This window comes from Bacteroidales bacterium (genome assembly GCA_029210725.1).
Taxonomy (GTDB): domain Bacteria; phylum Bacteroidota; class Bacteroidia; order Bacteroidales.
This window is the reverse complement of sequence record JARGFM010000036.1, coordinates 1-13,189: the sequence shown is the minus strand read 5'-3', so window position 1 is coordinate 13,189 and position 13,189 is coordinate 1. Positions and strand designations below refer to the sequence as shown.

The following is a 13,189-nucleotide window of genomic DNA, read 5'->3' as shown; positions in this document are numbered from 1 at the left end:
CTCTACCACCCTTCTGCACGGAATGCCGCCTGGATTTCCCGGGTGAGGGGCCCCGGGGTGCCTTTGCCGATTTTTTGTCCTTCCACCGATACTACCGGGGTTACATCCCTGGAGGTACTGGTCAGAAAGAGTTCATCGAAATCGTAAAGGAAGCGGGCCTCAATGTCTTCCACCCGGATCTCCGGGAACAGCGACAGTATCTGCTTTCGTGTGATCCCTTTGAGTATGTTGCTGGCGGGGGTATATATACGACCACTCTTTATAAAAAAGAGATTGGCACGTGAAGCTTCAGAGATCCGATCGGTATGGAACAAGACATCCACGGCCTTGTACTCCCTCATTTTTTTTTGAAGTTTCAGGGTGTTGAGGTAATAAAGTGATTTAAGCTCGGGGTTGGGGCGGACAAATTCTTCCCGGATCAGCTGTACTCCATTCTCGAAGGTCTCATCGGGTGGTTTGTTCCAGGGGATGTTCAGGACCATGATGTTTGCCCGGCCGGTAACTGATTCCAGGCTCTCGGAATAGCCCCCTGTGATAATCACCTTGAATGCACTGTTTATCAATCTGTTCTTTTGTTGAAGTTCGTGAATCAGGGAAATAAACTGTTCCTGGTCCAGATCCAGTTCAATAGCCGAATACTCCAGGGAGCTGAAAAGTCTTTTCACATAGTCCTCCAGCCAGGGGATGCTCCCGTTCCGGCAGCGAAAGAAGTCAAAAACGCCATATCCCCTTTGAAATAGCAAATCGCTTATATGCAGATTCAGATCCCCGTAGGGTACCAGGTCACCGTTGAAATAGGAGTAGTCGGATCGGTTCATGGTTTCAAATGTAATGACTTTTGGACTTGATTCTGAAAAGTGAGCGAATGAGAAAACATCTTTCGGGTTTTTGCGTTTTACATGGGCCATTTAAGAATTGTCGCGTTTCTAAAACATAACAGGATGAAAACAGGAAAGATCTTTTTTGCACTGCTTATATTATTGATGGGCTTAGGGTCATTTGCCAGTGCTCAGGAAAAAGACAAAAGTCCTTCCAGCTTATCTGCAGGGGTCTTAAGCGGGTATAACCGTGGATATGGGATACAGGGCAACCTGACCCTGCATAATGTGCATCTCCCGTTTGAACTCAGGGTAGGAGTTGGCTACAGCTTTATCAATCCGGGAAGGGCCATGGATGCCCGTCGAGTTTTCATTAACAATAATACCAATGGAACGCCGGAAAAGTCGGGCCGATCGATCGATTACAGATTTGATTTCCTGTTTCCAAAATCAATTTTCGGATTAAAGCATTCTTACCTTATACTTGGACCAAGAGGATCTTCCTTCAAGGGAAATTTCGCATATATAGGCGGGAACGAAGAATTTGATGTGGTCTCCCGGCAATGGGGAGCAGGAGCTGGGATTGAAAGTCATTTTAGCATGTCTGGTAATCTGAACCTGGTGATAGCTGCAGGACTCGATTATTATTTGCCGAGTACCTTGCATGGTCATGACACCTCCTACAGTCCGGATGATGACAATGTGAACCCGAGAAATGACATCGAAAATGACGATGAACCTTTTACCTACAAGGATGCTAACAAAATCATCTACCAGCCTGCCTTTATGCCCTTTGCCATGATCGGGCTGACCCTGGATCTGTAAGTCAACACTTTCCTGTTTTCTCCGTCAGGACTGTTTTTAAAGTTCTTTCCTTGCCCGGACGGTGGTTTTTTCATTGATACATCCGCCTACAATAAACTGCTCTCCTTCTTTGATATCATGGAAGAAGATATCCTCATTGCCGGGATACTGGCTGGCAGACTCTTTTAGTTTTATGTTGATCTCTTCTGCAAGAGAGGGCTCCATGGAGGCAGCACTGGCATACTTATCAGCTGCAGCCCAGTAAGCCGTGCGTTGCTGAAACTCATCACCCAGGCCGTTCCGGGATGCAATGAAGGCATCTCCGAGGAGGATATAGGCCTGCCCGAAATCACTCTTCAGTTTAATGGCCTCACGGGCATAGACGATGGCCTGGCAATTGTCCTGAAGAGCCATGCTCACCACAGATAGTTCATAATACCATTGGGCCTTGGTTTCCGGGTCGATGGTCTCTGCCTGCACGGCCTCTTTCAGGTATTTGGCTGCCTTTTCAAGATCGTTTACAGAAATAAACCGGATAGCCACATTATGAGCGGATTCAGGACCAGGTTCAAGTCTGTAAAGATTCTCTGAAGCGACCGCAAAAAACTCTGAACGGTCGCATCCCGCATTATGATAGGAGGAGATTACGGTCTCCAGGAAAGCAAGATCATCCTGGTTCTCTTCAAATATTGCTTCGTAGTAACGGTCGAGCGCTTTACAGGAAACAATGTCCTCTCTGAAGATCATTTCATCGATAGCGGTCCTGGCCCTGTCCCAACGCGAGCTCTCTTTCTGGAGCCGGATCAGGTTGCTCAGTACCATCAGATAATCCTCAAGGACTTGCTTCTCATCTATCACACCTTCTTTTTTCAGTGCAATTCCAGAGGACATGCAGAGGACCATGGTGGTTTCCAGGGATTTCACTCCCTGAAGCTCGATGCTCCTTCTAAGCATCGTGTGGGCCTTCTGAACCTGTTCTATATCCGATCCCCGGTAGTTGAGCAGATCTCTTCCCTTACGACCCAGCACATTTCCTTCTCCCAGGAAATTTTCCATCCTTCGGTCGTAAATGAGCATCAGGGTATCGATAAGGCCCTCCCTGACCGGACCTTCCGGTGCAAGCTCTATGAAGGAGCGGTACATAGTGACTCCATCGACATAGATCATTTCGCTGAATGACGGGCAATCTCTAAAGACAGGACGCCAGTTGACCAGGGCATCATTGTAAAGTTTGATCCTGAAAAAATCCCTGTAAGCGGAGACCATTGGTCCACAGGCGGTGGTGTCCGAATTTGCACTATAAATCTTTACTCTGCTTTCCTGCGACACTCCGGGCATCACCAGCAGGAACAGAAGTATAGTGATTACTAATGTCCTCAAGCTCTTTTTCTTCATAGTTGGGTTTTTCATTTTTTGCCTGACAGCACCAATTTAGGGAACAGGGTGTTACCAGTCCATATTTCTGTATTAACATCTGTTCCGGTTTATTGTTTTTTAAAAGCAGGTCATTCCATAAAGATATCCCGGGTCAGGTAATATATTTCGATTTGCTCCAGTAAAGCAGCGGCCTCTTTCAGGGCGCTCTGGTGTTTTTTCCCGATGGAGCTTTTTACCCTATCCAGGGCCTTATCCATTTGCGGGCCGGATTTTCCGGATTCAAAAAGGGATGATAGCTCCTTCATGGTCTGAATGATAAAGTTGTTGGAATCGGCCACCAGCTTCCGGATGCTTTCCGAGCTGCGTTCAATTCCTTCAAAGGATCCATGGAAGAAGGTAAATACAGCCAGGTAGTTTATTACCCATTTCAAATAGTTACCCAGTCCGTCTCCTGCATGGATCCAGATATTAAAAACTTTGTCTGTAAATGCATAAAAGTTATCCATGGCCGGATCGGGGAAATCGTAATCTAAAAACCCGGGCTGCCCCTTCAAGCGTCCCTCTTTTCTAAGGTCCTTCTCAATCCTGGTGCCCAGGTAAGGCATCATTTTCAGGAAGGTTACAGGCATATAGCCATCGCGGCATATCTCTTCGAGGAATGCGAGGTTTTCGTTTATGGAGTGGAAGGTGGAGGAGGGCTGGAAGAGCATAAAGCCATAATCTATACGGATGGCCAGGTCTTTCAGTGTCTGAACAGCCTCCAGGTTATCAGACACCAGGAGCCGCTTGTTCATCCGCCTCAGTCCGGTATCGGTGCCATCTTCAATTCCCAGATACACTTTATAAAGGCCATGCATTTTCATCAGCTCAAATACTTCCCGCTCCACTTCATCGGTACGGCAATTGATTTTCCACAGGATCTTTCCAATCAGTTTCTGTTCCTTCAGAGCTTTGCAGAATTCCTCCACCCAGACAGAGGTTCTGTTGGTAAGTACCGGAAAATCATCATCCTGAAAGAGAAAAATTCTGCAATGGTGTTCCTGGTGCAGGAAGGCCATCTCCTCCACAACCTTTTCGGGCTTTCTGATCCGCTTGACCGGACCGGCTGCCTGGCTATAGAATTCCCTGATGTCGCAAAAGGCGCAATTATGAAGGCAACCCCTTCCGGCTAACAGGGTGGTATATTTTTTTTCAAGCGCGTATTCTTTAAAGTCTGAACGAAAGGGGTAGGGGAAGTTATCCAGATCAGGCTCCAGGGCACGGGAGGCATTATTCACCAGGGTTCCGTGATCCCTGTAGGAGATGCCTGTCACCCTGGTCCAGTCTTTTCCCTTTTGAATTTGAAGATGATTTACCAGATCAAGAATGCTGTGCTCTCCTTCCACCCTGACCAGGGAGTCAAGTGCCGGGGAGAGCGCAAACAATTCGGCAGGCCTCAGTGTGGCAAAGTGACCACCGGCCGTGAAATGACTTTGAATACCCCCGGAGCGCAGGTAAGCGATAAGTTCCTGAAAATCGCAGATGTGATTTTCAAAAATTACCGAGAAGCCGACCAAAATGGGATCCAGCTCGCGCAATTCTTCCAGAATCTCTGCCTTATCTTTTCTGACATCGATTGTGCTTACCTTATAGCCGGCCCCGGAAAGAATGGCATGCATATATCCGATGCCGAGGTTTTCACGCTCCTGGAAAGCGATAAAAACCACGGAGTTGCTATTCATAAATCGAAAGTTTTAATCCTGCTGACTATTTGACTCTTCCGGATCTGTCGGATGAGTAGTTTCATTACAAATTGCCGTGATTTCCTTTAAGGTGGGGTCCAGCTGTTTGCGGCCCTCCTGTAATTCTTTCATGATATCTCTGATGCGTGTTAACCTGTCTGGTGGTGAAAGGCGTACTTCTTTGATACTTTTTGTGTCCAGATGCCAGACAATGGGTAGTTCGTAGGACATAATTTACTGTATTAAAGGTTAGAAATTTTAAAGCCCGGGTCCTCAAACAGGGGCTGCAGGTCCGGGTCCGTTTTAAGATAATCGAGGGTATATAGGGAGCGTGTATCCTTCAGGTCTTTCAGGGTGTTTAGGGCAGATTCATGGTCATTGCACAGGACGTATGTCTGAACCATGGCAAGGAGAATGGAGGGGAAGCTCACAGCGCTGTAATTTTGAGTTCCCAGCATCAGTGCCATTTCTCCGTGCTCGACGGCCTGTTGTTTTTTTCCCATTCCGGCTTTGGCAAGTCCCAGTTTGCTTTGAGTATCCGGATCCTCCGGATGCTTTTGCAGCTGATCCTCAAAATAGGCAGCTGCCAGCCTTAAATTGTCTGTGGAAAGGGCTTCATGGCCGGCATATTTGTGGATTTTTGCTTTGATCAGGAAGGCATCTCCCGGGCTCTCACCCAGATCCCTGAATTCTTGCTCAGGAACCTGTTCAATTAGCTGTGCGGCAAGGAGGTAGTTTCCTTCATACAGGTTCAATTCGGCAAAGAATCTGTTAAAACTTTTGCCCGTGTTTTCAACAGCTTCAACCATGGTAGTCCTGGCTTTGTCCATCTCTCCCCTGTACGCCTGTGAAATGGCTTTATTAACATATGGAGCATACCAATGGGGCATTAACTCAATGGCACGGTCCTGACTCCGGTCTGCTTTTTCGAATTCATCCAGGAATTGATAAGATATCCCCAGGTTGGTGTAGTAGAGAGCATTCTGGGGATTGGATTTAAATACTTTGTTGCTCAGAACCAGGACTTCCCTCCAGTTTCCAAGAGTGGAATATATTTTTGACAAATAGAAGAGGTTCTCCGTTGAATTGGGACTCAATTCACACGCTTTTTCAAAGGAGACGGCTGCCAGTTTATACTCATCTAATCCATACCAGTAATAAAAACCCATAGCTACATGGGCCTCAGGGAGATCCTCGTTTATTGTGAATGCCTGCTCGATATCTTCCCGGCTCTTATCCAGGACAGTCCTGTCAAAAAAGCGCGCCTGGATCCCCATTAGCATGGCTTTTGCCCGGTTTGCATAGGCCTCAGCGAATGATGGGTCCTCCTGGATGGCATCGGTGAAATATTCTATGGCCCGGCTGAAACTAATGGAATCGGTGAGTGCATTTTTCCTGTGCTGCTTATCGATCTCTCCGGTTACGGTCCGGGTCCAGGCATCCTGGGTATAGGAATTCCCCAGGGCGGCATAAAGACTTGCCTGGGCCGGGTAGGCCTGTTCACTGATAAGCGCCCTTTCGTGCGGGGTCAGGTAGGTTCGAAGTTCCCGGGTAATTTTTTTTGATATTTTCCGGCTGAGCCTGCATATTTCTTCTGACCAGCTGCCATTAATGGCGAAGGTTTGTCCCCAGATAAGCGAGGTATTATCCACGGAGATCAGCTCAATGGATAAATGCCGTTCCTCTTCTGTGGTAAAGGGCTTCCATTCCACCAGTAGGGATACGGCGAGATCATTTCCTATTTCCCTGCGGTTTTTACTTCGTATTGGATAGTTCCGGCTGTCTTCCCAGGGAACGATCCGGTAGTCTTTCACTTTTGTTAAACAGTAAGTGATCTCACTCCCAATAAACTCAAATTCCCTGGCCTGAGATGGACTCAAAGTATGATCTTCCAGGGGGAGCACAGCAATGGATTTGTCCAGTGCCCTGATTTTCTTCGATTTGGCATGATCAATGAGCTTATAACTAAGGAGCCCGATAATAATAAGGACACCCACAAAGGTTGTGGTCTGGTAGGTCCTGATCTCCTTTTTCGGGATGGGTACTTTATCTTCTGAGACGGACTCGGTTTTACGGATGCCCCCGGGGGTAATATCATAGATCCAGGAAAACCACAGAGAAACAATAAAGCCTGCTCCAAGCAGCACCACAAACCAGGTGGGCGGTCGATCGCGGCCAAGGAAATTGGCCAGGTTTGTGGCAGCTTCAAATAAGACCAGGGTCGAAGCACCGTATACAATTATTCCCCGAAATACTCTTCTGCGCTTCAGCTCCTGAACAAACTTATAAACCTTGTCAGGCTTCATAGCTATAGCCGGTTTACGTAAGCGTGTCTCGGTAAAAAGCTATATAATTTCCGACATTTTCAGGACTTATCCAAGAAACGTAAGTTTTTTATTATCAAGGATATGCTTCCCGGGAAGAGGGTCTCTACCCGGATGCTGCACCAATGCTTTTCTCAAACAGGTTCTGGTGTTCTTTCAGACGCATGGTTCCGCAACAGCCTTCCCAGGAGAGGTCCCGGGGCTGTACACCTGCCAGGCCGACCGGAGCATCCAGGATTTCTCTTTTCCTGAACTGCTGCCGGATGAGCTCCTTTCGTTCGCTGTCTTCTTCCTGTTCAAGCATTTTATTGGCGATATCGGCGTATGTGGCATTGGCATCGGGTCCCTGCCAGATGGAGGCGATGACCAGGGAGGTCAGGTATTTACCGACCCTGAAGAGGGATTCGGCCTGGTCAAATAAACCAGGATCCTGGGAAAGTTCGAAGAAATCGGCCAGGATATCATAGATGGCTCCGGTAAATACTCTGGAAATATCGTGAACCTCGGTGGTTACATCGCTCATTTTAAGGTCGTTGTCGGCATTTCTCAAGCCCATGGGCTGTCCAAATGCCAGGCCGAACTGTTCGGCCAGGGCGGGGAAAAAGCTTTTGGAATGAAGATCCGCTTTGGACTCCACGATGATGGCTTCACAGACATCCATCTGGGCCAGCATGGTAAATATGGCTAACAGATCGGCAAAAGATTCATGGAGGCCTCCGGTCTGGGGGTGCCAGCTGCTGCTCAGATACTCCGGCTTCAGGGAGTCCAGGGCAGCATGTCCCACCTCATGAGCCACAATATCGAAGGAACGGCAACTATAGATCAGTGGATTTGATGTATCTCCCGAAGGATGAAAATAATAAAAGCGGAGGGCCTTCTCATTTCTGCTGTAATAGGCATTAGCATCCAGACCCGCTCTCGGGTATACCTGAATGGGTTCTGGCCCCCAGAACCAGTTAAAGTTTTGTGTAATCTGCATCCGGTTCAAAGCCCGGCGAAGCATGGTGAGCACCTGCCGGACTATGGAGAAGGTGTGGACCGCATCAAACTCCAGAGGATTTTCTTCCGGGTAGAAGATGAAATCATTTTGCGCGTTAGCGACCACATGGGGCATGCCCTGAAGAACGATGTCCTGATCGGCCGGCCCGTTCTGTACCTCGGTGGATATGTAAGAAGAACGGATCCCAATGCTCTCCACGCTGGGATCCTGTTTCCAGATTTTAACTCTGCTGCCTGCCATGACTGTCTTCTCTTAACAATTACTGGTAATCAATGGCTTTCATATCCTTGAAGTAGACTCTGTGCATGAGGGATTTTTTTCTGGTTTCATAAAATTCCACCAGGTGGGGATTTTCCACAAATACACAGTGATCGTCGGGGGTATCATCCACGATCATTCCTGATAAGACTTCCTTTTCATTGGCCAGTGTAATGACAATTGCCTGATCGTGGTAGTTGCGAAGAATGTCGATCTTGTCAATCATAATGATAAGGATTTGGCTGTTTTCTGATCTTTATACGCTGCACCCGTTTAAATTGTTCAGAATAAATGCCGGAAATTTGCATGATCTCTCTATCAGTAAGAAAAGTGAAACTGGAATTTGTTTAGTCCTGGACCTGACTTTTTTTAAGGTCTATATAGGTTACTTTTCATACTTTAGGGAAAAAGAAAGAAGGCAGCCAAATAAACAACTTATAGCATGAAGAAACTTTGGACATTCCTGTTATTTCTCTTTGTTTTCACTGTATCCTGGACGCAGGAAGCTGAGGATATTAGCAGATCGAAGAAATTACACGCTGAGGCAAAAATTTCCCTGAACAGCAATGGTATTGCCTATGTTCCTGCCTTTTCACTTGGAAAACCTGCTTTCATAGGCTCTTTTTCGCTGACGAAGGGGCGATTCAGCTATGATCCTCAGCTTTCTTACAGCCTGGAACTTAGGCCCTGGATCATGGATAATTGGTTTCATTATAAGTTAATTGACAGACCCAGGTTTGAATTTAAGACAGGTGCTGTGATCAGCTCTTTTTTCAGTGAATTTGAAACAGAGGAGGAGGTACTCTGGCAGGCCCAGAAATACCTGGCTGTTGAGTTTATAAGTAAGTATAAATTCAGTCCCAGGAGCTCACTGGGATTCACCTACCTGCTCGGCAGAGGACAGGATCCTGGAACCGTACAGGGTCATTTCTTCAATCTTCAGGCCGATCGATCCGAAATCGGGATTGGGGATAAGACTATAGTTTCAGCCAGCTTTCAAATCTTCTATATTAACTACACCGGGAACGAGGACGGGCTGTTTACCGCTGCTTATCTTTCTGCTTCCCTGCGGAATATCCCCTTCACCATTTTCTTTCAGGCCATTCAGCCTCTTTCGAGCAATATTACTCCCTTCCCGGAATTTAAATGGAACGTGGGACTGGCTTATACCTTATAATCAGGAACGTTATTCATGAACATCGGGACTCTTACACAGGATGGAGAAACTGAAAAATAAGATACAGGAGCTGCAGGAAACTGTTAAAGCTCAGAAGAAGGAGATCCAGGCCCTTCGGGAAATTATTGCAACCCAGAGGGAGGAGGTCGTGCTGACCAGGAATGCCACCGAAATTCAGAAACATGAGCTGGAATTAATGGTCGAAAACCTCAAACTGGCACAGACCCAATTAATTCAATCAGAAAAGCTGGCATCTGTAGGGGTTCTTACGGCCGGCATAGCGCATGAGCTGAATAATCCCATCAATTTCCTGAGTGGAAATGTCTATCCGCTGCAAAAGGACCTGGAAGAAGTCTTCTTTGTGATTGAAAAATATGAAAAGACGGTCGAAGCCAATAAACTGACCGGGTATTTTGCGGAGGTAAATGCCATCAAGGAGGAGATGGATTTTTCATTTCTGATCCAGGAGATTTTCAGTCTCCTGAAAGGCATTGAAGAGGGGGCAAGCAGATCTACTGAAATAATTAAAGGGCTCTGGAGCTTTTCCCGGCTGGACGATGAGGCCTGCCAGTTCTACGACATTCACGAGGGAATCGATTCCTCTCTGGTTCTTCTCCAGAATCAGATCATGGAGAAGAAAGTCCGGGTCCATAAGGATTATGGGGATTTTGAAGTGGTGGAGTGTTTTCCCGGCCAGCTCAAGCAGGTTATTATGAATATAATCAATAACAGTCTTCAGGCTATGGAAGAGGGCAAAGGTGAATTGTTTATCCAGACGGTCGGCAGTGCTATCGGGATCAAGATCATCATCAAGGATAATGGAGAGGGGATGACGCCGGAGGTGAAAGAGCATATTTTTGATCCTTTTTTTACTACCAAGGAAGTGGGTCAGGGAAGCGGACTGGGTCTTTCAATCAGTTACGGGATCATAGAAAAGCATAAAGGTAACATCGATGTTCTTTCAGAACCCGGAAAAGGAACCGAGTTTATCATTTCCCTGCCAAGAACCCAAACGGGCAATTCTATTTGAAGGAGAGCCTGACTCCCAGGATCAGGATATCATCAATCTGCTCCGAGCCAGATCTCCATATCTCATGTTCTTCTCGCAGTATGGATTTTTGCTCGTCGAGCGCTTTGGAGTGGATTTCCTTTAGCAGGGCCTTGAATCTTACGGATTTGAAGGTCTTTCTCTCCAGGCCTCCGATCTGGTCCAGATATCCGTCTGTGAACATATAGATCATATCATTCTCCTTAAAGGGGACTTCTTTGCTGGTAAAGGGCACTTCATCTTCATTATAAATGCCGATGGGCATACGATCGCCTTTAATCAAAATAAGCTCGTTCTGTCTTAAGAGATACATGGGACGAAAGGCTCCTGCATACTGAAGCATGTTTTTACCGGCATCGACCACGCACAAGGCCATTTCCATACCGTCTTTGGACTCATCCCTTTGCCCGGTCTGCCCGAGCGATTTAATCAGTTTTTGCGAAGTTCATTTAAAATCTCATCCGCCTTGATGATCCCTGACATGTTTACGATCTCGTTCAGGAAATTAATTCCCATAATGCTCATAAAAGCACCGGGAACTCCGTGACCCGTGCAGTCGGCCACTGCAATAATCAGTTTATGGTCATTCTGGGATACCCAGTAATAATCCCCGCTTACGATAGCCTTGGGTTTATTCAGGATGAAATGGTCGGGCAGTATCTTTTCAAGCTCTTCGGATGGAAGCATCAGGGCTTTCTGAATGCGCCTCGCATAATGCAGGCTATCGGTAATATTCAGCCGCTGTTGCTCAATTTGCCGGGCCCGTTCCAGTACCTTTTGTTCCAGGGTCCTGTTTGCCTCCTTCAGATCATCGATCAGGTGTTTGTTTTGCGATTTAAGGTTATACACCTCCAGGGCACTGTCGATGGTTATTTTCAGATCCTCCCTGTTCCAGGGTTTGGAGATATAGCGATAAATATTCCCTTTGTTAATGGCCTGGATAACAGCATCCAGGTCACTGAAACCGGTCATGATCATTCGCATGCAATACGGATAGAGAGGGACGATCTGTTCCAGGAACTCAATCCCGGACATATCCGGCATGCGCTGGTCGGTAATGACCAGCTGAATATTATGTTTTTCCATAATTTCCAGTCCTTCCATACCGGAGGAGGCTACATAGATGTGATAATCCCGCCTGAACGTTGATTTAAAACTGATCAGGTTGTTCTCTTCATCATCGATGTAAAGAATGGAGTATATAGGATCTGAGTCTGTAGTGCCCATAATATACTTTAAAAATACGCAAAGTTTTTTAGTCTGCGACCTGATTAAAGGAGTCCCGCCGAAGGATATGGAGGCCGATGTACAAGCTGTTCTACTCTTCTTTTACCGGCTCCGCCATAGCCTTCCGAACAAACTCCCGGTACCCGGCTGCAAAGGGGAACTCCATAAAAGGGATGTACTGGGTGAAGGAGAGCAGTACCATGTTGTTTTCAGGATCTGCAATAAAATCGATGGAGGCCATACCGCTCCATCCATACTCACGGGTAGTCAGGTTCACATGTCCTCCCAGACCGTATCTGAAGCCCTCCTGGTAGTCCAATGCAGAGGGCATCTGTTCGCTCATAATCATTTTCACCGTCGCTTCTTCCAGAACGCGTACTCCCTCCAGCTCTCCGCCATTCAGGAGCATCTGGCCAAATCTGCTGTAATCGTCCAGAGTGGATACCAGTCCGCCTCCGCCCGAAAAAAGGGTCACTTTCTGTTTGACACCGTTTGTCAGGCCTTCCACCGGTGCAAGTTGGCCACTTTCCGGATCCCTGGTATAGATCATGGCCAGGCGGTCAAAGTCCTCCTCCGGCACATCAAAGCCGGTATCCTTCATTCCCAGCGGATCAAACAGGCGGGTTTGCAGGAATTTATCAAAAGGCATCCCCGACAGAACTTCCACCAGGTAGCCGGCTACGTCGATGGATATGGAATATTCATATTTGGAACCCGATTGGTTCTTCAGCGGGATAGAGGCCACCAGTCTGATCATCTCTTCCAGGTTGCGGATACCCCATAAGCCTTCAGGAGAGGCCTGGACATAGAGCGAATCCACATGAGAGACGTCCCAGCCATAACAGAACCCTGCCGTATGAGTCAGCAGATGCCTGATGGTGAAAGCTTCCTCCTGCTCCACCTCTTCACCATTCACCCAGACCTTTGTCCCGGCAAATTCGGGAATATAAGCGGCCACCGGATCATCCAGCTGAAACCGGCCTTCATCATAGAGGATCATCAGGGCGGCTGTGGTAATTGGCTTTGACATGGAATAGATCCTGAAGATCGCGTCCTCCCCCAGAGCCCGGTTTTCTTCGATATTTGCCCATCCGGTGGTAAAACGGTGAACCGGCTTGCCATCTTTGACAATCATGGTCGCCACGCAGGGCAGCTTTCCTTCATCCACCAGCGACTGCATTTTGGTGTCGGCCAGTTTCAGGGTATCCAATGACAGGCCCGCCACTGATTCCGGGCTGTTGTTACAGGAGAATGACAGGGAGAATACCAGAACCAGGACCAGGGTCGCCGGAAATTGCAGGGAGTAGTTTTTTTCATCAGAAGAAAGTTCTTTTTTCGAAATGCAGGTTTTATTACGAATAGGGCTTCACAAAACTAATTTGGATTGCCGTCTAATTTAGAAAATTTGGTACAAATGACTTCACAAATCGCATTT

13 protein-coding genes are annotated in these 13,189 nt (G+C 47.2%); 3 read left to right on the top strand and 10 right to left on the bottom strand.

Annotated elements, in window-relative coordinates; translation table 11 throughout:
• Positions 1-2: 2 nt before the first annotated feature.
• Positions 3-818 (bottom strand): aminotransferase class IV, encoded by an 816-nt coding sequence (locus P1P86_14795; protein ID MDF1576453.1) that lies wholly within the window; start codon positions 816-818, stop codon positions 3-5.
• A gap of 123 nt (positions 819-941) precedes the next feature.
• Here P1P86_14795 and P1P86_14790 point away from each other — a divergent pair, with 123 nt between their 5' ends.
• Entirely contained in the window at positions 942-1,643 is a 702-nt protein-coding gene (locus P1P86_14790) for a hypothetical protein (GenBank protein ID MDF1576452.1), read from the top strand.
• 36 nt (positions 1,644-1,679) lie between these two features.
• Here the strand turns inward: P1P86_14790 and P1P86_14785 are convergent, their stop codons facing one another.
• The 6 genes from P1P86_14785 to P1P86_14760 form a co-directional block, all read right to left on the bottom strand.
• Positions 1,680-3,017 (bottom strand): hypothetical protein, encoded by a 1,338-nt coding sequence (locus tag P1P86_14785; protein MDF1576451.1) that lies wholly within the window; start codon positions 3,015-3,017, stop codon positions 1,680-1,682.
• Positions 3,018-3,127: 110 nt separating this feature from the next.
• Positions 3,128-4,720, bottom strand: coding sequence for a radical SAM protein (locus tag P1P86_14780; protein ID MDF1576450.1), 1,593 nt, complete (start codon positions 4,718-4,720; stop codon positions 3,128-3,130).
• Positions 4,721-4,732: 12 nt separating this feature from the next.
• Positions 4,733-4,951, bottom strand: a complete 219-nt coding sequence (locus P1P86_14775) for a hypothetical protein (protein ID MDF1576449.1) — start codon at positions 4,949-4,951, stop codon at positions 4,733-4,735.
• Between the two features lie 11 nt (positions 4,952-4,962).
• On the bottom strand, positions 4,963-7,026 hold the full coding sequence (locus P1P86_14770) for a hypothetical protein (protein MDF1576448.1): 2,064 nt from the start codon (positions 7,024-7,026) through the stop codon (positions 4,963-4,965).
• 124 nt (positions 7,027-7,150) lie between these two features.
• On the bottom strand, positions 7,151-8,284 hold the full coding sequence (locus tag P1P86_14765; protein MDF1576447.1) for a hypothetical protein: 1,134 nt from the start codon (positions 8,282-8,284) through the stop codon (positions 7,151-7,153).
• A 19-nt stretch (positions 8,285-8,303) separates the two neighbouring features.
• A complete protein-coding gene (locus tag P1P86_14760) occupies positions 8,304-8,528 on the bottom strand; it encodes a hypothetical protein (protein MDF1576446.1) in 225 nt (74 codons plus the stop codon).
• A gap of 216 nt (positions 8,529-8,744) precedes the next feature.
• On the opposite strand from P1P86_14760, the gene P1P86_14755 reads away from it, so the two are divergent.
• Both P1P86_14755 and P1P86_14750 read left to right on the top strand, forming a co-directional pair.
• Positions 8,745-9,479, top strand: a complete 735-nt coding sequence (locus P1P86_14755) for a hypothetical protein (protein MDF1576445.1) — start codon at positions 8,745-8,747, stop codon at positions 9,477-9,479.
• 40 nt (positions 9,480-9,519) lie between these two features.
• On the top strand, positions 9,520-10,509 hold the full coding sequence (locus P1P86_14750) for an ATP-binding protein (GenBank protein ID MDF1576444.1): 990 nt from the start codon (positions 9,520-9,522) through the stop codon (positions 10,507-10,509).
• Here P1P86_14750 and P1P86_14745 read toward each other — a convergent pair.
• The 3 genes from P1P86_14745 to P1P86_14735 form a co-directional block, all read right to left on the bottom strand.
• The gene (locus P1P86_14745; protein ID MDF1576443.1) at positions 10,502-10,909 is read right to left on the bottom strand and encodes a SpoIIE family protein phosphatase; all 408 of its coding nucleotides are present in this window, start codon (positions 10,907-10,909) and stop codon (positions 10,502-10,504) included. The genes P1P86_14750 and P1P86_14745 overlap by 8 nt on opposite strands.
• Positions 10,910-10,956: 47 nt before the next feature.
• Positions 10,957-11,754: a response regulator gene (locus P1P86_14740; GenBank protein ID MDF1576442.1), complete on the bottom strand. Its 798-nt coding sequence runs from the start codon at positions 11,752-11,754 to the stop codon at positions 10,957-10,959.
• 91 nt (positions 11,755-11,845) lie between these two features.
• A complete protein-coding gene (locus tag P1P86_14735; GenBank protein ID MDF1576441.1) occupies positions 11,846-12,979 on the bottom strand; it encodes a serine hydrolase in 1,134 nt (377 codons plus the stop codon).
• Positions 12,980-13,189 lie beyond the last annotated feature (210 nt).

Excerpts from the sequence above, each read along its gene's own strand:
- P1P86_14785 (MDF1576451.1), bottom strand. The coding sequence starts at position 3,017 with ATGAAGAAAAAGAGCTTGAGGACATTAGTAATCACTATACTTCTGTTC.
- P1P86_14790 (MDF1576452.1), top strand. The coding sequence starts at position 942 with ATGAAAACAGGAAAGATCTTTTTTGCACTGCTTATATTATTGATGGGC.
- P1P86_14755 (MDF1576445.1), top strand. The coding sequence starts at position 8,745 with ATGAAGAAACTTTGGACATTCCTGTTATTTCTCTTTGTTTTCACTGTA.
- P1P86_14780 (MDF1576450.1), bottom strand. The coding sequence starts at position 4,720 with ATGAATAGCAACTCCGTGGTTTTTATCGCTTTCCAGGAGCGTGAAAAC.
- P1P86_14770 (MDF1576448.1), bottom strand. The coding sequence starts at position 7,026 with ATGAAGCCTGACAAGGTTTATAAGTTTGTTCAGGAGCTGAAGCGCAGA.
- P1P86_14765 (MDF1576447.1), bottom strand. The coding sequence starts at position 8,284 with ATGGCAGGCAGCAGAGTTAAAATCTGGAAACAGGATCCCAGCGTGGAG.
- P1P86_14750 (MDF1576444.1), top strand. The coding sequence starts at position 9,520 with ATGGAGAAACTGAAAAATAAGATACAGGAGCTGCAGGAAACTGTTAAA.
- P1P86_14795 (MDF1576453.1), bottom strand. The coding sequence starts at position 818 with ATGAACCGATCCGACTACTCCTATTTCAACGGTGACCTGGTACCCTAC.
- P1P86_14745 (MDF1576443.1), bottom strand. The coding sequence starts at position 10,909 with ATGGAAATGGCCTTGTGCGTGGTCGATGCCGGTAAAAACATGCTTCAG.
- P1P86_14740 (MDF1576442.1), bottom strand. The coding sequence starts at position 11,754 with ATGGGCACTACAGACTCAGATCCTATATACTCCATTCTTTACATCGAT.
- P1P86_14775 (MDF1576449.1), bottom strand. The coding sequence starts at position 4,951 with ATGTCCTACGAACTACCCATTGTCTGGCATCTGGACACAAAAAGTATC.
- P1P86_14760 (MDF1576446.1), bottom strand. The coding sequence starts at position 8,528 with ATGATTGACAAGATCGACATTCTTCGCAACTACCACGATCAGGCAATT.